A 17,408-nucleotide genomic window follows, 5' to 3' on the forward strand; every position below is an offset into this window, starting at 1 on the left:
TACCCGGATTCGCGCCTCAGGACTCAGCGCAACGCGTTGCGCTGAGTCCTGAGGCTGTTGCAATGAAAATGAGAATCAAGGGTTACATATAAGGGGTTGATTTTCAATCTCAACGCAACAGCCTGAACGGGCTCCGCGTTTCCGCAGCTAGCGCAACGCGGGAATAGCCCCCGGCACCTGGTCGTCGCCTCGTTTCCGCAGGTGGAGAGGCTGTGGAGGCCGGCGTCCCCGTGCCGCCGCCGCATGCTCCGCCAGCCCGCCGCGCAGCCGTTCCGGACTCAGCGCAACGGGCCCTCCGGCCCATGTCCCGGCCCGCCGCCTATCCCGCCAGCGGCCCCTCGCCCCTCGCGGCCCTGGCCCTGTCGATGCAGCCGGGCGTGAGGTCGAGCTCGCCGGGCGCCAGCTCCTCTATCCCGAACGCGTCCATGAGGGCGGAGGCGTCCTCCCCGAGGGCCATCCGCAGCACGCGCGCCGGCGTCAGGAACCCGAGCGCCCCCCTCGGCTCGGAGTTCACCTGCGACATGAGCAGCGCGCAGTCCGCCGCCGTCAGCCGGTCGAACCTGGCCCCTGCGCCCTTGGGCAGCAGCTTCCTGATCTCCACGTGGTTCTTCTCGCACGCGCCCTTCTGCTGGCTCTGCCGGGGGTCGCAGTAGAAGAGCCTGGTCTCGCCGTCCCGCTCGCCGAACAGCGCCGCGATGGCGCCCTCGTCGGCGAACTCGCTCCCGTTGTCGGTGAGCACGGCGCCGAAGGCGCGCCTCGCGCCGTCCTCGCCGAGGACCCCGCGCAGGGAGGAGAGCGCCGCCAGGACCGAGGCGCACGTGCCGTCCGGCAGCGGCAGGGCCAGCTGGAAGCGGCTCGGGCGGTGCAGGAGCGTGAGGAGCCTGGCGGAGTCGCCCCTGGGGCCCTCGACGGTGTCCATCTCCCAGGCCGCGGCGCAGGCGTCCTCGCCGAGCGCGAGGAACGACGCGTGCGACCTGCGCGGCGAGTGGGACGTCGCCCTCCCCGGGGCCCGGCGCGACCTCGGCCTGTAGCCGACCTTGCGCCTGAGCTCCATGTTCGTCATGCCGTCGTAGCCGGCGTCCACCCACCTGTAGACGGTGGAGGCGCTGAGCCCGGGGGTCGTCGCCGCTATCTGCTGCGGGGAGAGCCCGCGCGCGAGCCCGTCCCTGATGGCCGCGAGCTTGGCGGCGGCGCCCTCCTCGGTCTCGTCGATCCCGGACCTGCTCGCCGAGAGCTCGGCGTCGGCCGCCTCCTGCGCCCTCCTTGCGCTGTAGAACACCCTGGGCCTCCTCGAGCAGCCGTAGCCCCTCCTGTGCGAGCAGCCGTTGCAGCACCTCGGCCACGCGGAGAGCCTGGGGCAGGCCCCCGACAGGTCCGCGGGCGCGGGCTCGCCGTAGCGCGAGCGCGGCGCGGTGACGTAGCGGTGCGCCGCCACCTCCCTGGTCACGGTCGATGGCGACCTGCCGAGCTCCGCGGCGATCTCGCGGGCGCTGCGGTTGCGGTCGAGCATCCTCTCGACCGTGTTCCTCTCGTGCCTCGTGAGCCTCCCGTACGACCTTCCGGACGGCTTGGGTCTGGACATGCCGGCCTCCCTCCATCGCGGGCCGGGGGATTCCGGCCCCTCTGGGGTTGCCTACCCGGATTCGCGCCTCAGGACTCAGCGCAACGCGTTGCGCTGAGTCCTGAGGCTGTTGCAATGAAAATGAGAATCAAGGGTTACATATAAGGGGAAGAAAAATTTCTTTTAGATACTTGTTTTCCTAAAACTGATGTGATATAATAATTCAAGTTCAGAGAAGGAGTAAAAAATATGCGGCAAGGTATTCTTAAATAAAACTATAATCATAAAGTGGGAACAAAGGATTATGATAGTCCCTTTTGTAGGGGCTTAGTTTTTTGTACCCAATTTAAGAATACTTTTGCCTTATCAATTTTGACATATCCCCAAAAACAGCACTCACAAACAGGTGTATGCTGTATATGTGTATGTCCGCAAATTATCATCCCCAGCGGTAAAAGTATTTTACTGCTGGGGATTTTTATGCCCTTCGGGGCAGTAAAGGGAGGACAATCACATGAAAATAATCAATATTGGAATTCTTGCCCATGTAGACGCTGGAAAGACGACCTTGACGGAGAGCCTGCTATATGCCAGCGGAGCCATTTCAGAACCGGGGAGCGTCGAAAAAGGGACAACGAGGACGGACACCATGTTTTTGGAGCGGCAGCGTGGGATTACCATTCAAGCGGCAGTCACTTCCTTCCAGTGGCACAGATGTAAAGTCAACATTGTGGATACGCCCGGCCACATGGATTTTTTGGCGGAGGTGTACCGCTCTTTGGCTGTTTTAGATGGGGCCATCTTGGTGATCTCCGCTAAAGATGGTGTGCAGGCCCAGACCCGTATTCTGTTCCATGCCCTGCGGAAAATGGACATTCCCACCGTTATCTTTATCAATAAGATCGACCAGGCTGGCGTTGATTTGCAGGGCGTGTATCAGTCTGTTCGGGATAAGCTCTCCGCCGATATTATCATCAAGCAGACGGTGTCGCTGTCCCCGGAAATAGTCCTGGAGGAAAATACCGACATAGAAGCATGGGATGCGGTCATCGAAAATAACGATGAATTATTGGAAAAGTATATCGCAGGAGAACCAATCAGCCGGGAAGAACTTGCGCAGGAGGAACAGCGGCGGGTTCAAGACGCCTCCCTGTTCCCGGTCTATCATGGCAGCGCCAAAAAGGGCCTTGGCATTCAACCGTTGATGGATGCGGTGACAGGGCTGTTCCAACCGATTGGGGAACAGGGGAGCGACGCCCTATGCGGCAGCGTTTTCAAGGTGGAGTATACAGATTGTGGCCAGCGGCTCATCTATTTGCGGCTATACAGCGGAACGCTGCGCCTGCGGGATACGGTGGCTCTGGCCGGGAGAGAAAAAGCTGAAAATCACAGAGATGCGTATTCCATCCAAAGGGGAAATTGTTCGGACAGACGCCGCTTATCCGGGTGAAATTGTTATCCTTCCCAGCGACAGCGTGAGGTTAAACGATGTATTAGGGGACCCAACCCGGCTCCCTCGTAAAAGGTGGCGTGAGGACCCCCTCCCCATGCTGCGGACGTCGATTGCGCCGAAAACGGCAGCGCAAAGAGAACGGCTGCTGGACGCTCTTACGCAACTTGCGGATACTGACCCGCTTTTGCGCTGCGAGGTGGATTCCATCACCCATGAGATCATTCTTTCTTTTTTGGGCCGGGTGCAGTTGGAGGTTGTTTCCGCTTTGCTGTCGGAAAAATACAAGCTTGAAACAGTGGTAAAGGAACCCACCGTCATTTATATGGAGCGGCCGCTCAAAGCAGCCAGCCACACCATCCATATCGAGGTGCCGCCCAACCCGTTTTGGGCATCCATCGGACTGTCTGTTACACCACTCCCGCTTGGCTCCGGTGTACAATACGAGAGCCGGGTTTCGCTGGGATACTTGAACCAGAGTTTTCAAAACGCTGTCAGGGATGGTATCCGTTACGGGCTGGAGCAGGGCTTGTTCGGCTGGAACGTAACGGACTGTAAGATTTGCTTTGAATACGGGCTTTATTACAGTCCGGTCAGCACGCCGGCGGACTTCCGCTCATTGGCCCCGATTGTATTGGAACAGGCATTGAAGGAATCAGGGACGCAACTGCTGGAACCTTATCTCTCCTTCACCCTCTATGCGCCCCGGGAATACCTTTCCAGGGCTTATCATGATGCACCGAAATACTGTGCCACCATCGAAACGGTCCAGGTAAAAAAGGATGAAGTTGTCTTTACTGGCGAGATTCCCGCCCGCTGTATACAGGCATACCGTACTGATCTGGCCTTTTACACCAACGGGCGGAGCGTATGCCTTACAGAACTGAAAGGGTATCAGGCCGCTGTCGGCAAGCCAGTCATCCAGCCCCGCCGTCCAAACAGCCGCCTGGACAAGGTGCGCTATATGTTTCAGAAGATAATGTAACGTCTTGCGCAATGCAAGCGTTCATTGCTGGCTATTGCGAAATATCATTGGACGAGGTTCGCGGCATGGGCGAGGGTGTGCGTCGCGTGAGCGGTTTTGGCGACAACGCATTTTTGCGCGCGCTGACGGACGGCATTCCCACCGTGCATTACGGCTACCTGACCAGCGGCGTCGAGGCGACTAATATGTTGCTCAATACGCTCGATGGCGTGGAGGGGGAGAGCGGTTTAAAGACGCTCAAGCTCGGCCATCAGCTGATGAATGTCTAGGCTTACGTGATCTACCGCGCGCTCAACATTTAGGCGTTCAGTCGCCTATCGGCGCTATACTGCAGCCGTTGCCCACGATGCGGGGAACACCCGCATCGTGGGTTTTTGTTTTGAAGGGACGGTACCGCATGGGCGTACAGCAGCTAGAAGAGGCCTGGGCTTTGAGGACCGGCGCGCGTGAAGCGCGGTTGCTCGCGGCCTCGCATGTGCCAGCAGCGTTGTCGCAATTGGGGATTGTGCGCCCCGGTGACCGCCTGGTTGCGTTTGCCGATGCGTTTGCCTGCGGCTTTGATGGCTGCGATGTTACGCTGGTGGGGGAGCCCGCGGCTGCTGCGTTTGCTGGCGCGTCCGAGGGCTTTGGTGCTTCGTTTGATGTCGAGGGGCCGCACCTGTGGTGGTTCGTCAACTCCATCGGCGGGTTTGGTCTGCGTGTAGCCGATCTGCGCGCCCTGGGACGCGCGGCTCGTGAGGCCCGCGCGCTGCTGGTTGTGGACAACACCGTGGCGTCGGCATTTGGCTGCGATCCACTGCGGCTGGGCGCTGCGCTGTCGCTCGAGGCGCTCGACCGTGTGTGCTCCGGTAAGGCTCCGCGCAAGCTCGTTGCCGCTTCGGTGGCGCGCTCGCAGCTGAAGTGTCATCGTGTGGATGCTGCTGCCGAGTGCGCGCACGCGTTGCTCGAAGGGTGTGGATTGGCCGCGCTCGACTTGTCCTCCGTTGAGTCCGAGGTTCTAGAGCACGGGCTCGAAACGCTCGACACCCGCATGCAGGCGCACTTCGACCGCGCCCGTGCGCTGGCCGAGTATCTTGCTGCCAACGAGATGGTGCGTAACGTGCGCTATCCCGGGCTGACCTCGCATTCCGACCATGCCATCGCGACCGGCATCCTGGAGCATGGTTTTGGCCCGGCAGTAGAGTTTGACCTGATGGACTACACCGCGGGCGAATTCTTCAGCATGCTGCCGGACGAATTCCGCGCATCACCCGCCGGCGGCTCAACAACGCGCCTTTCGGCCCCACGCGGCAAGCAGGGGAGCACTATCCGCCTCTTCGCCGGCACTGATGATCCCCTGGTAGTGGCTGCCACCCTAGACACCGCCCTCCGCAAGTTAGCTACTCTTTGATGCTGGCGATGAGGTCGTTTGCTTTAGTGGCGATGACCTGGTTGATGTCGGCCTGCAGCTCCTCGTAGACCGCTATGGCGCGCTCGCCGGCGGGGGTGAGGGTGGATCCGCGGGCGCCGTCGCGCTCGATGAGCTTGCAGCCCAGCTGCCCCTCGGCCTCGTTCACGATGCGCCAGGCCTTGGAATACGCCATGCCCATGCTCTTGGCGGCGCGGTTGAGCGAGTGCTCCCGGGCGATGCCCTGCAGCAGCAAGACACAACCGTGGCCGAACACGCCCGGCAGATCTTTGTCGCACGCTTGAATGACCAACTTTGCCGTCGTCTTGTACTTCATACGCTCCACGTCTCCCCGCTAAAGTGTTTGCTGGGCAAACGCAAAGCCTGCGTCAAACCCTCGTGTGCTCTTTCTAAACCATGCATTGTAGCAGTCAAAGTGCGTTAAGATACTTCCCCAGTATTGGGCGCCCAAGGTTGGGCTGGGTCCTACGAGGCCTGCAGCCGACCGGTCGCATGGAAAAAGGAGAAACATGGCTACGTTCTTTCCCGGTGAGTCCCACACGTTTTCGGAGTATCTGCTGGTCCCTGGCTACTCGTCCTCGCAGTGCATCCCCAACAACGTCTCTCTCAAGACGCCGCTAACCCGCTTTAAGCGCGGTGAGAAGCCGGCAATCACCCTGAACATCCCCATGGTTTCCGCCATCATGCAATCCGTCTCGGGCGTCGACATGGGTGTCGCGCTCGCTACCGAGGGTGGCCTGTCCTTCATTTACGGTTCCCAGAGCGCCGAGTCCGAGGCCGCTATGGTCAAGGCCGTCAAGGATCACAAGGCCGGCTTCGTTCAGTCCGATTCCACGCTGACCCCCGACATGACCATGGAGCAGGTCATTGAGCTCAAGGAGAAGACCGGTCACTCCACTATGCCGGTCACCGACGACGGCACCCCCAAGGGCAAGCTCCTGGGCATCGTCACCAGCCGCGATTATCGCCCCAGCCGCGATGACCATCAGAAGAAGGTCTCCGAGTTCATGACCCCGCGTGAGCAGCTCATCGTGGGCGACAAGAACATCAGCCTCAAGGTTGCCAACGACGTCATTTGGGACAACAAGCTCAACGCCCTGCCGATCGTCGACGACAACGATCACCTTATGGGCATCGTCTTCCGCAAGGACTACGACAGCCACAAGACCAACCCCAACGAGCTGCTCGATAACGACAAGCGCTACATGGTCGGCGCCGGTATCAACACCCGCGACTATGCCGAGCGCGTGCCGCTGCTCATCGAGGCCGGCGCGGATGTCCTGTGCATCGACTCTTCCGAGGGCTTCAGCGAGTGGCAGAAGCGCACCATCGAGTGGATCCGCGCCAACTACGGCGAGGACGTCAAGGTCGGTGCCGGCAACGTCGTCGACGCCGAGGGCTTCCGCTTCCTGGCCGACTGCGGTGCCGACTTCATCAAGGTCGGTATCGGCGGCGGTTCTATCTGCATCACCCGCGAGACCAAGGGCATCGGCCGTGGCCAGGCCACCGCGCTGATCGATGTCTGCCGCGCTCGCGACGAGTACTACGAGGAGACCGGCGTCTACGTGCCCGTGTGCTCTGACGGCGGTATCGTCTACGACTACCACATGACGCTCGCCCTTGCCATGGGCGCCGACTTTATGATGCTGGGTCGCTACTTCGCCCGCTTTGACGAGAGCCCGACCGAGCGCGTCAATGTGAACGGCCAGTATATGAAGGAGTACTGGGGCGAGGGCTCTGCGCGTGCCCGCAACTGGCAGCGCTACGACCTGGGCGGCGCCGCGAAGCTCAGCTTCGTCGAGGGCGTCGACTCCTACGTCCCGTACGCCGGCTCCCTCAAGGACGGCGTGGGCGGCACGCTCTACAAGGTCAAGTCCACGATGTGCAACTGCGGTGCCCTCTCGATCCCCGAGCTCCAGGAAAAGGCACGCCTGACCCTGGTCAGCTCCACCTCCATCGTCGAAGGCGGAGCCCACGACGTAGTCGTGAAGGATTCTCAGCAGTCTGTGTCTTATCGATAAGCGGCTTTCCCAGGCACCGCACCTTGCTGTTCAAACCGTCGCTTGCGTACCTAAGTACGCGGCGCTCCTCTTTCACGGCAATCTGCGGCACCTGGAAAACCCGACCATGCTTGGGCGGATAACAGATAGCGGTTGATTCGCAACCACGTTATTTAGATAAAGCGAGATGCCTGCAAGTCGCGGGCATCTCGCTTGTCGTATTTGCTATCATCAGTCAAGTTAACCTTAGGGTCGGACGGCTTAGCTTTGTTCGCTACAAGTTCCGCACGCAAAGAAGAGCACTTAATGTGCTCTTCGTCTTGCGCAGGACTGTCCGCAGTAGCGAATAAAGCTAAGCCGACCGACCCCATTAAAGATTAAAGGAGCTGATATGTGCGATTGCACAGATCATAAGGACGAGATCCCTGCCTACGACGCGCAGGCCATTGAGTCCAAGTGGATGAAGGCCTGGGAGGACTCCAACCTCTTTGCCGTCGACACCGACGCCAGCAAGCCCAAGAAGTACGTGCTCGAGATGTTCCCGTATCCGTCGGGCGACCTGCACATGGGCCACGCGCGCAACTATACCATCGGCGATGCCATGGCCCGTCAGGCCCGCATGCGCGGCTACGATGTGCTGCACCCCATCGGCTTTGACGCCTTTGGCCTGCCTGCCGAGAACGCCGCCATCAAGCACAACACGCAGGCTGCTGCTTGGACGTACAAGAACATGGACCAGGCGCTCGCCACGATGAAGCGTATGGGCTTTTCCTACGATCTGGATCGCATGGTCAAGACCTGCAGCCCCGATTATTACCGCTGGGGCCAGTGGATCTTTGAGAAGTTGTGGGAAAAGGGCCTGGTCTACCGTAAGAAGAACCCGGTCAACTGGTGCCCCACCTGCAAGACCGTTCTGGCCAACGAGCAGGTCACCGAGGGCAAGTGTTGGCGCTGCGGCACCGAGCCCGAGAAGCGCGATCTGGAGCAGTGGTACTTCAAGATCACCGAGTACTCCCAAGAGCTACTCGACGATCTGGAGAAGCTCCCCGGCTGGCCCGAGCGCGTCAAGCAGATGCAGGCCAACTGGATCGGTCGCTCCGAGGGCGCCGAGGTCGACTTTACCCTGTGCGACAAGGATGGCGAGCCCATCGAGGGCGACGAGGGCAAGATCACCGTCTTCACCACGCGTGCCGATACGCTCTTCGGTGTCTCCTTCTTTGTCCTGGCCCCCGAGTACGCTCGTCTGCACGAGCTCGTCGAGGGCACGGAGTACGAGGAGGCCGTGACCAAGATCGTCGAGGACTCCAAGCATATCTCCGCCGTCGAGCGTGCCCAGGGCACCCTCGAGAAGCACGGTGCCTTTACCGGCCGCTACGTGGTGAACCCGGTCAACGGCGAGAAGGTCCCCGTGTGGGTTGCCGATTATGTCGTTGCCGACTACGGCACCGGCGCCGTCATGGCCGTTCCCTGCGGCGACCAGCGCGATTTTGAGTTTGCCCGCAAGTACGACCTGCCGATCGTGCCGATCATCCTGGACGATGACGACCGCGCAGCCGTCGAGGCTAACGGTGAGACCATCGATACCTTCCATGCCGAGACCGTCGACTGGGATTGCGCCCACGCTGCCGAGGGCACGCTCGTCCAGTCCGGCAAGTACACCGGGATGCGCGGTGGCAAGCACTCCGAGGGCGAGGCTGCAATCGTGGCCGACCTCGAGGCCATGGGCTGCGGTCGTCGCAAGGTCGAGTTCCGTCTGCGCGACTGGCTCATTTCCCGTCAGCGCTATTGGGGCAACCCCATCCCGGCCATCCACTGCGAGCACTGCGGCATCGTACCCGTGCCCGAGGACCAGCTGCCGGTGACGCTGCCCGAGAATCTTGACCTGGGCGCCGGCGAGACCCTCGCCGAGTGCAAGGAGTTCTACGAGACCACCTGCCCGGTCTGTGGCCGCCCGGCCAAGCGCGAGACCGATACCATGGACACTTTCACCTGCTCCAGCTGGTATTACCTGCGCTATACCGATCCGCACAACACCGAGCTGCCCTTCTCCCGTGAGGCCGCCGACCGTTGGATGCCCGTCGATAACTACATCGGCGGCATCGAGCACGCCATTTTGCACCTGCTCTACAGCCGCTTCTTTACCAAGGCGCTGCGTGACCTGGGACTGCTGAGCGTGGACGAGCCCTTCACCAACCTGCTGTGCCAGGGCATGGTCAAGGACGAGAACGGCGACACCATGTCCAAGTCCAAGGGCAACGTCGTGCCCCCGAGCTCGGTTATCGAGCCCTACGGCGCCGACACCATGCGTCTGGCGATCCTGTTTATCGCCCCGCCCGAGAAGGACTTCGACTGGGATCCCAAGGCCGTCGAGGGCGCCAACCGCTTTATCAAGCGCGCCTGGCGTATCGTGTGGCAGCTCGTCCAGTCGGGTGACGCCAACGTTGCCTTCGACAAGTCCGTGCTCGACGAGACCGCGATGAAGCTCTATCGCGAGCGTCACCGCACCATCGCCAAGTGCACCGAGGACTTCGATCGCGGCCAGTTCAACACCGCGATCTCTGCCGTCATGGAGCTCGTCAACGCGGCAAGCGCCTACCTCAACGCCACCGAGGGCGCTGACCGCGACAAGGCCCTGTGCTACGGCGTGGCCAAGGACATCGTGAGCGTCCTGGCGCCCATCTGCCCGTTCTGGGCCGACGAGCTGTGGCACGAGGCGCTCGGATGCGAGGGCAACGCCTATACCGCCGCCTGGCCCGAGTTTGACCTGGCCGAGTCCATCGAGGACACGGTGCAGATCGTCGTTCAGGTGCTCGGTAAGGTTCGCGGCCGCATCGACGTTGCCCGCGATGCCTCCAACGAGGAGATGCAAGCTGCCGCCGAGGAGGCCGTTGCCAAGTGGCTCGAGGGCAAGACGGTCGTCAAGGCCATCTGCGTGCCCGGCAAGCTGGTCAACCTGGTGGTCAAGTAAGCACTGCGAGCATAACTGACGCATAAAAGACGAGGGGCGATCCGGTTGGGTCGTCCCTCGTTTTGCACTGTGTGCCCCGTTTGGCTGGCGCTTAGCGCCACCCTCTACGGAATGTGTACCAGGTCCCTAAAGTAGACATTGCCCGTCTGCTCCTCGAACATCCAGATATTGAGGTAGATGTCGTTGAGGTCGTTGTTCACGTCAAAGTTCGGGTCGTCGAAGGTGCCTACAAAGGTGAGCATCGCGGTCGCTTCTTCGCCTGCGGCGACGGGCTGGCGCATGCGTACGTCGCAGACGACACCGTTGACGTAGGCATAAGCATCAACATCGCCAAACATCATGTCGACATCGGTGTTGTTTGTCACCGCAAAGATCAACACTGCGTCGCCGTAGCCATCCGTGTCCTTGCCCACGCAGGTAACATGGACGTTCTCGTCTGCCTCTAGGTCGATGGGGAACTGTTCTTGAGGGCCGGGACCCAAACCCTGGGGGTCGACTATATCTTCGTCTATTTTGTCGAAACGCTCCGATGGCGTCGTTTTCTCGATGGCTTTGGTGCTGCCGAGATCCGGCTCACATGGTCCGGTGTTGCCATCGATGTTGCTGCAGCCCGCCAAAGCGAACGAGCAGGCTGCAATGGCGAGCGCGATCGTGCAGAGGGTGCCTAGGCGTTCCATGGATCCTCCTTGCCATAGAGATGCTGGACGGTTGTACGGTCAATGCGTGTGGCAGGCTTTCTCGCTACAGAATGCCTCTCAGCTCTAGTCTGTCCGATGTGCGCCCAGGGATGGAATGCCCATAGGGCCCGATTCGGTCGGCGCGCTGGGACCCATGGCCCGTTTTGGGGCTTTTGGGGAGCACCGCACAGGAGTCCTCGCCTAATTGTCCTATTCTTGTGGAGAAGCTGTGGGCGCGCTGACCTGCGAATTTCTTTGACGCTTGCACGTTTTCGCAGGTATTGGTATAGTTTGCTTGCAAATGAAGTTGTAATTGAAAGAAGTGGGGTTTCGGCCCCGCTTCTTTTTTGTATGGATGGAGGTGCCGCAATGGTCAAGACCAAGACCGAGCAGGCGATCATCGACGCGCTCGAGGCCGTCGCTCCCCAGCACGATGTCGATATTGTCGACGTTGAGCTCGTGGGCGCCACCAAGGCCCCCTGCGTGCGTGTGCGTATCGAGGGTGCCGAGGGTCAGAGCCTGTCGCTCAACGACGTCACGGCCAATACCAAGTGGGTCGGCGACGTGATCGAGGAGCTCGACCCCATTTCTTCGAGCTACACGCTCGAGGTGTCGAGCCCGGGTATGGCGCGCCCGCTGCGCCGTCCGCGCGACTTTGCCCGCTTTGTGGGCGAGGACTGCGAGCTCACCTCCACCGCCACCGAGGGCCGTCGCAAGTACTCCGGCAAGATTGTCGCCGCGACCGAGACGAACGTGACCCTCAAGCTCGAGGACGGCGAGTCCGTCACCCTCGATTTCTCTGATGTTAAAAAGTGCAAGTTGAAGCCCACCTACGACTTCAAGCCCGCGAAGGAAGGAAACTAACATGGCAGCATCCGACATGATGTCCGCCCTGATGGAGCTTTGCCAGGAGAGGCACATCGACCAGCTCTACCTGATCGACCGCCTGGAGCAGTCGCTCGCCAAGAGCTATGCCGAGATCTTGCATCTTGAGTGGGGCGCCAAGGTGACCATCGACCGCACCACCGGCAAGATCTACGTTTACCGTCTGGAGCCGATCGACGATTCCATGGACGAGGAGGGCAACTTCACCGAGTTCGAGGAGATCGACGTCACCCCCAAGAACACGAGCCGCATCGCCGCTCAGCACGCCAAGGCCGAGATCAACGCCATCGTGCGTAACTCCGCCCGCGAGCAGATCTACGAGGAGTTCTCCGGTCGTATCGGTGACCTCATCAGCGGTACCGTGCTGCAGTCCACGCCCGACTTCACGATCGTCAAGATCCGCGATGGCGTCGAGGCCGAGCTGCCGCATTTTGACCAGCGCCGTTACGAGAACGAGCGCAACGAGCGTCCGATGGGCGAGCGCTATCTGCACAACCAGCACATCAAGGCCGTGATCATCGACGTCCGCGATCCCAACTCCAACCTGCAGCCGGTTCGCGGCGAGCACAGCCGTCCGCCGATCGTCATCTCCCGCACCCACCCCGAGCTCATGCGTCGTCTGTTTGAGCAGGAGGTGCCCGAGATCTATGAGGGCACCGTCCAGATTAAGTCGATTGCCCGCGAGCCCGGCCAGCGCTCCAAGGTCGCCGTCCACTCGCTCGACGACCGCCTGGATCCCGTGGGCGCCTGCGTCGGCCCCAAGGGCAGCCGCGTTCGCGCCGTCGTGGGCGAGCTCCGCGGCGAGCGCGTCGACGTCATCCTGTGGGATGCCGATCCGGCCGTCTACGTCGCCAACGCCCTGTCGCCCGCCAAGGTCACCCGCGTCCTCATCGACGAGGAGAAGGCCTACGCCGGCGTCATCGTGCCCGACGACCAGCTTTCGCTCGCAATCGGCAAGGAGGGCCAGAACGCCCGCCTCGCCGCTCGCCTGACCGGCTGGCACATCGACATCAAGTCCGAGACCCTTGCCGCCGACATCCTCAAGAACGTCCCCGTTCACGAGGAGCCCGCCGCCGACCTGATCGGTGACGAGGACGACGACGTCCGTCGCTGCGAGTACGTGTCCGAGGACGGCATTCAGTGCCGCAACCAGGCCCGCCCCGGCTCCCGTTTCTGCGGTGTCCACGACACCGACGCCTTCGATGATGCGGAGGACCTGATCTAGCGCGCGGTCGCGCCGGGCAGGTCCCGGCGCATCTCCCACGCTCGTTCAGTCTCTAGGCACCCAAGGTGCCAGAAAGGGTAGGTGAAGTCATATGGCAAAAGTCCGTGTGTCCACCCTGGCCAAAGAGTTCGGCATGACCTCCAAGGAACTGATGGGTCATCTCGCCGAAATGAAGATTCCCGCTAAGTCCGCTTCCTCCGCGCTGGAGGACGCCTACGTCGCCATGGTCCGCAAGCAGCTCGCCTCGGTGATCGAGGCCCGCGCCAAGGAAGTCGAGGCCGCCAAGCAGGCCGAGGAGGAGGCAGCCGCCGCCGAGGAGGCAGCGCGCGCTGCCGAGGCCGAGCGCGAGCGCATCGCCGCCGAGAAGGCACGCGAGGAGGAGCGCCGCCAGTTCGCAGCCGCCCAGGCTGCCGAGGAGGCCGCCCGCGCCGAGGCCGAGGCCAAGAAGAAGGCCGAGCAGGAGCGCCTTGCCCGCGAGAAGGAGGAGGCTGCCCGCGAGGCCCAGCGCCGCGCCGTCCCCGCTTCCGACTCCGGTTCGCGCTTCCGTTCGCTGCTCGACCAGATTGCCGCACAGGAGACCGTGCTCAAGGAGAAGAAGGACGCCGAGGCGAAGGCCAAGGCCGAGCGCGCCTCCGAGCGCGGCAACCGTCGTGGCGGCAACAACGACCGTCGCGGTAGCCGTCGTAACGATCGCAACGCCTCCGAGAGCCGTCCGCACAGCCATCGCACCAACGCTAGCAACAACGTCGCTGCCGGCATGGACTTCCCCAACCCCGACAAGCAGGGCAAGGGCAAGAAGCGCAAGGGCGGTCACGGCAACGATGAGGACCACTACAGCCGCATGGCTCGCGAGGCCGAAGAGTACAGCCGCGAGAAGGTGCTCGAGGAGGCCCGCGCCGCCGTCGAGGAGGCCTCTCGCGAGTCCACCGGTCGCCGCAAGAAGCGCAAGGAGAAGCGCGAGCGCGAGGCTGCTAAGGCTCAGGAGGAGCGCAAGATTGAGGAGGCGCTGGCCCAGGGCGTGAACCCCGAGGAGCTCGACGCCATCAAGGTCTCCCAGGGCGTTACCGTCCAGGAGCTCGCCGAGGCGCTCGACGTTCCGGCCAACGACATCATCAAGCGCCTGTTCCTGCTGGGCACGCCGCTTACGATGACGCAGTCCATGTCCGACGACCTCGTCGAGCTCGTTGCCGACGACCTGGGCCGTCAGATCAAGATCATCACCCCCGAGGAGGAGAACACCTTCTCGTTCTACGACGATCCCGCCGACCTTAAGCCCCGCGCCCCGGTCGTCACCGTCATGGGTCACGTCGACCACGGCAAGACGAGCCTGCTCGACGCCATCCGCCACACCGGTGTCGCTGCCGGCGAGGCGGGCGGCATCACTCAGGCCATCGGCGCTTCGCAGGTCATGATCAACGACCGCAAGATCACCTTCATCGATACCCCGGGCCACGCCACCTTTACGGCTATGCGTGCCCGCGGCGCCAAGGTGACCGACATCGTCATCCTAATCGTGGCTGCCGACGACGGCGTCATGCCTCAGACCATCGAGTCGATCAATCACGCCAAGGCCGCCGGCGTACCCATCGTCGTCGCCGTCAACAAGATCGATAAGCCGGGCGCCAACCCCGACCGCGTGCGCCAGGAGCTCACCGAGTACGGCATCATCCCCGAGGAGTGGGGCGGACAGAACATGTTCGTCAACATCTCGGCCAAGCAGAAGATCGGTATCGACGACCTGCTCGAGACCGTGCTGCTCCAGGCCGACGTGCTCGAGCTCAAGGCCAACCCCGACACCTTTGCCTCCGGTAACGTCCTCGAGGCTAAGCTCGACAAGGGCCGCGGTTCGGTTGCCACGGTTCTCGTGACACGCGGTACCCTGCACGTGGGCGATACGCTGGTCGCCGGCCTTACCTACGGCCGCGTCCGCGCCATGCTCGATCCTAAGGGCAATGCCGTCACCGAGGCCGGCCCCTCCGACGCCGTCGAGATCCTGGGCCTGCAGTCCGTGCCCAACGCCGGTGACGAGTTCCGCGTGTTCGAGGATGAGCGCGAGGCTCGCGCCCTGGCGGATGAGCGTTCGCTCAAGGCCCGTATCGAGGAGCAGAGCCGCGTGAAGCACGTCACGCTCGAGAACCTCTTCGAGACCATCGCCGATGCCGAGGTCAAGGAGCTCAACCTGATCATCAAGGCCGACGTCCAGGGTTCCATCGAGGCCCTTCAGGACTCGCTCGACAAGATGGATCAGTCCGAGGTCCGCATCAACACGATCCACTCCGCCGTCGGTGCCATCAACGAGACCGACGTCGTCCTGGCCGACGCCTCCAACGCCATCATCATCGGCTTTGGCGTGCGTCCCGACGGCAAGGCCCGCTCCGCAGCCGAGCGCGAGGGCGTCGAGATTCGTTGCTACGACGTTATCTATAAGTGCCTCGAGGAGCTCGACGCTGCCCGCATCGGCATGCTCAAGCCCACCGAGGTCGAGGTCTCCACGGGTACCGCGACCGTCCTGGACACCTTCAAGGTGCCCAAAGTCGGCATCGCCGCCGGTGTCCGCGTCGAGGAGGGCGAGATCGCCGCGACCGATTCCGTGCGCCTGGTGCGTGACGGCATTGTGGTCTTCAACGGCAAGATTGCCTCGATGCGCCACTACAAGGACGAGGCCAAGAGCCTCAAGAGCGGTTCCGAGGGCGGCATTGGCCTGGAGAACTTCCAGGACATCAAGCCCGGCGATCAGATCGAGGGTTACCGCATCGACCAGGTTGCCCGTACCGAGTAGGGGGTAGCGCTATGAAGCAAACGCAGGCAACCCGCCGTTTGGGCGAGCAGCTTCGCGAGAAGCTTGGTTATATCCTGCTCTTTGAGGTTTCCGATCCGCGTCTCGACCTGGTCACCCTGACTGCGGTCGAGGTCGCGGTGGACCGTTCGTTCGCACGCGTGTACGTGTCGTGCGATGCGAGCCGCTACGATGAGGTCATGGAGGCGCTTGCCAGCGCCAAGGGCCGTATTCGCAGCCTGTTGGCTCGCTCGCTCGATTGGCGCGTCACGCCCGAGCTCGATTTTCGCATCGATCGCTCGACCGATGAGGCCGAGCGCATCACGCGTGCGCTGGAAAACGTTCCGGCCACGCTTGCGATCGAAAAGGACGAGGACGGCTACCCCATAGCGGATGCCGCCCAGGAGGCAGCTTTAGATGACTAATTCCGCCGATCTCGCCTCGTGCGAGTCTGCAGATATTAAACGACGCATCCTCGAGCTCATCGAGGGTGCGTCCTCCATTGCGATCTCGGGTCACACCTCTCCCGACGGCGATGCCCTGGGCTCCGTGTTGGGCCTGGGCCTTTCGCTTATGAAGGTGTTCCCCGACAAGGACATCGCCCTGCTGCTGGCAGACGACGATCCCGTTCCGCGCATCTACCGTTTTATGGAGGGCGCCGATCTGCTGGTGCCGGCATCTGCCTACACCGGCAACCCGGACCTGTTCATTTCGGTAGACGTGCCGGTCGTCGAGCGCCTCAATAATTCCGCCGAGGTGTTGCGTCGTTCGGCTCACGTGGCGTGCTTTGACCATCACCCGGCACGCGAGGAGTTTGCCGAGGTCAGCCTTAGGTGTGTCAATGCCGCTGCTTGCGCCATGATCATCGACCGCTTTTTGGCCGATTGCGGTATTACCGCAAGCGACAGCATCGCCACCTGCCTGCTGTGCGGCCTGGTGACCGATACCGGTCGTTTTCAGTATCAGAATGCCGACGCTGCCGCGTTTCATGCCGCCTCGCGCCTGGTGGCGCACGGTGCCGATCCGGCGCGCGTCGCGCTCGAGGTTTACCAGAGCATGCGTGTCGAGTTCTTGCACCTTAAGTCCATCGTCATGGGTCGCATCAAGACGGTCGCGCACGGGCGCGTGGCGTATAGCTATGCGTACGAAAGTGACCTTAAGGAATGCGGCGTCACCTCTGATGAGTGCGACGGTCTGGTCGATGTGGTGCGCTCGGTGATGGGCGTCGAGGTCTGCCTGTTCCTTAAGGGCATCGAGGGCGATACCAAGGTGCGCGGCAACCTGCGCTCCAAGGGCGAACTTGATGTTTCCGAGATTGCGGCCAACTTTGGCGGAGGTGGGCACCACGCTGCCGCCGGCTTTACCAACGCCGGAACGATTTCCGAGACGCTCACCGCGGCACTTCCCATGCTGGCCGAGCTGGTAGGGGAGGATCCCGCTTCGGTGACCGTCGAGCTCTAACTTTTTGGATGG

12 protein-coding genes and 1 pseudogene are annotated in these 17,408 nt (G+C 62.0%); 10 read left to right on the forward strand and 3 right to left on the reverse strand.

Annotation, left to right across the window (positions count from 1 at the left end; genetic code table 11):
* Positions 1 to 319 precede the first annotated feature (319 nt).
* The gene (locus tag ACGHEN_RS04480; RefSeq protein ID WP_390397345.1) at positions 320 to 1,582 is read right to left on the reverse strand and encodes an IS30 family transposase; all 1,263 of its coding nucleotides are present in this window, start codon (positions 1,580 to 1,582) and stop codon (positions 320 to 322) included.
* A gap of 493 nt (positions 1,583 to 2,075) precedes the next feature.
* Between ACGHEN_RS04480 and tet(W) the strand changes: the two are divergent.
* From tet(W) to ACGHEN_RS04495, 3 genes and pseudogenes are all read left to right on the forward strand, one after another.
* Positions 2,076 to 3,996: pseudogene (tet(W), locus tag ACGHEN_RS04485) on the forward strand (tetracycline resistance ribosomal protection protein Tet(W)).
* Between the two features lie 65 nt (positions 3,997 to 4,061).
* Complete coding sequence (locus ACGHEN_RS04490; RefSeq protein ID WP_390397565.1) at positions 4,062 to 4,265, forward strand: hypothetical protein; 204 nt, start codon at positions 4,062 to 4,064, stop codon at positions 4,263 to 4,265.
* 128 nt (positions 4,266 to 4,393) lie between these two features.
* Positions 4,394 to 5,386, forward strand: coding sequence for a PLP-dependent transferase (locus ACGHEN_RS04495; RefSeq protein WP_390397568.1), 993 nt, complete (start codon positions 4,394 to 4,396; stop codon positions 5,384 to 5,386).
* On the opposite strand, the gene ACGHEN_RS04500 is transcribed toward ACGHEN_RS04495, so the two are convergent.
* Positions 5,376 to 5,720 (reverse strand): winged helix-turn-helix domain-containing protein, encoded by a 345-nt coding sequence (locus tag ACGHEN_RS04500; protein ID WP_390397571.1) that lies wholly within the window; start codon positions 5,718 to 5,720, stop codon positions 5,376 to 5,378. The genes ACGHEN_RS04495 and ACGHEN_RS04500 overlap by 11 nt on opposite strands.
* 193 nt (positions 5,721 to 5,913) lie before the next feature.
* Here ACGHEN_RS04500 and ACGHEN_RS04505 point away from each other — a divergent pair, with 193 nt between their 5' ends.
* Complete coding sequence (locus tag ACGHEN_RS04505; RefSeq protein ID WP_099431630.1) at positions 5,914 to 7,425, forward strand: IMP dehydrogenase; 1,512 nt, start codon at positions 5,914 to 5,916, stop codon at positions 7,423 to 7,425.
* A gap of 370 nt (positions 7,426 to 7,795) precedes the next feature.
* Positions 7,796 to 10,372: a leucine--tRNA ligase gene (gene leuS / locus ACGHEN_RS04510; RefSeq protein ID WP_390397574.1), complete on the forward strand. Its 2,577-nt coding sequence runs from the start codon at positions 7,796 to 7,798 to the stop codon at positions 10,370 to 10,372.
* A gap of 104 nt (positions 10,373 to 10,476) precedes the next feature.
* On the opposite strand, the gene ACGHEN_RS04515 is transcribed toward leuS, so the two are convergent.
* The gene (locus ACGHEN_RS04515; RefSeq protein ID WP_390397576.1) at positions 10,477 to 11,049 is read right to left on the reverse strand and encodes a hypothetical protein; all 573 of its coding nucleotides are present in this window, start codon (positions 11,047 to 11,049) and stop codon (positions 10,477 to 10,479) included.
* A 369-nt stretch (positions 11,050 to 11,418) separates the two neighbouring features.
* Here ACGHEN_RS04515 and rimP point away from each other — a divergent pair, with 369 nt between their 5' ends.
* From rimP to ACGHEN_RS04540, 5 genes are all read left to right on the forward strand, one after another.
* Entirely contained in the window at positions 11,419 to 11,913 is a 495-nt protein-coding gene (gene rimP / locus ACGHEN_RS04520) for a ribosome maturation factor RimP (RefSeq protein ID WP_390397578.1), read from the forward strand.
* Between the two features lies 1 nt (position 11,914).
* Entirely contained in the window at positions 11,915 to 13,159 is a 1,245-nt protein-coding gene (gene nusA, locus ACGHEN_RS04525; protein ID WP_055251151.1) for a transcription termination factor NusA, read from the forward strand.
* 91 nt (positions 13,160 to 13,250) lie between these two features.
* Positions 13,251 to 15,938 (forward strand): translation initiation factor IF-2, encoded by a 2,688-nt coding sequence (infB, locus tag ACGHEN_RS04530; protein ID WP_390397581.1) that lies wholly within the window; start codon positions 13,251 to 13,253, stop codon positions 15,936 to 15,938.
* A gap of 11 nt (positions 15,939 to 15,949) precedes the next feature.
* Positions 15,950 to 16,360 carry a 30S ribosome-binding factor RbfA gene (rbfA, locus tag ACGHEN_RS04535; protein WP_006234038.1) on the forward strand — a complete coding sequence of 137 codons (411 nt, stop codon included), beginning with the start codon at positions 15,950 to 15,952 and terminating at the stop codon, positions 16,358 to 16,360.
* A complete protein-coding gene (locus ACGHEN_RS04540) occupies positions 16,353 to 17,396 on the forward strand; it encodes a bifunctional oligoribonuclease/PAP phosphatase NrnA (RefSeq protein ID WP_390397584.1) in 1,044 nt (347 codons plus the stop codon). The genes rbfA and ACGHEN_RS04540 overlap by 8 nt, the downstream gene beginning before the upstream one ends.
* The last annotated feature ends 12 nt before the right edge of the window (positions 17,397 to 17,408 follow it).

This window comes from Collinsella sp. i06-0019-1H4 (genome assembly GCF_042849575.1).
GTDB lineage: Bacteria > Actinomycetota > Coriobacteriia > Coriobacteriales > Coriobacteriaceae > Collinsella.

Excerpts from the sequence above, each read along its gene's own strand:
- nusA (WP_055251151.1), top strand. The coding sequence starts at position 11,915 with ATGGCAGCATCCGACATGATGTCCGCCCTGATGGAGCTTTGCCAGGAG.
- rimP (WP_390397578.1), top strand. The coding sequence starts at position 11,419 with ATGGTCAAGACCAAGACCGAGCAGGCGATCATCGACGCGCTCGAGGCC.
- leuS (WP_390397574.1), top strand. The coding sequence starts at position 7,796 with ATGTGCGATTGCACAGATCATAAGGACGAGATCCCTGCCTACGACGCG.
- ACGHEN_RS04490 (WP_390397565.1), top strand. The coding sequence starts at position 4,062 with ATGGGCGAGGGTGTGCGTCGCGTGAGCGGTTTTGGCGACAACGCATTT.
- ACGHEN_RS04540 (WP_390397584.1), top strand. The coding sequence starts at position 16,353 with ATGACTAATTCCGCCGATCTCGCCTCGTGCGAGTCTGCAGATATTAAA.
- ACGHEN_RS04515 (WP_390397576.1), bottom strand. The coding sequence starts at position 11,049 with ATGGAACGCCTAGGCACCCTCTGCACGATCGCGCTCGCCATTGCAGCC.
- ACGHEN_RS04495 (WP_390397568.1), top strand. The coding sequence starts at position 4,394 with ATGGGCGTACAGCAGCTAGAAGAGGCCTGGGCTTTGAGGACCGGCGCG.
- infB (WP_390397581.1), top strand. The coding sequence starts at position 13,251 with ATGGCAAAAGTCCGTGTGTCCACCCTGGCCAAAGAGTTCGGCATGACC.
- rbfA (WP_006234038.1), top strand. The coding sequence starts at position 15,950 with ATGAAGCAAACGCAGGCAACCCGCCGTTTGGGCGAGCAGCTTCGCGAG.
- ACGHEN_RS04500 (WP_390397571.1), bottom strand. The coding sequence starts at position 5,720 with ATGAAGTACAAGACGACGGCAAAGTTGGTCATTCAAGCGTGCGACAAA.
- ACGHEN_RS04480 (WP_390397345.1), bottom strand. The coding sequence starts at position 1,582 with ATGTCCAGACCCAAGCCGTCCGGAAGGTCGTACGGGAGGCTCACGAGG.
- ACGHEN_RS04505 (WP_099431630.1), top strand. The coding sequence starts at position 5,914 with ATGGCTACGTTCTTTCCCGGTGAGTCCCACACGTTTTCGGAGTATCTG.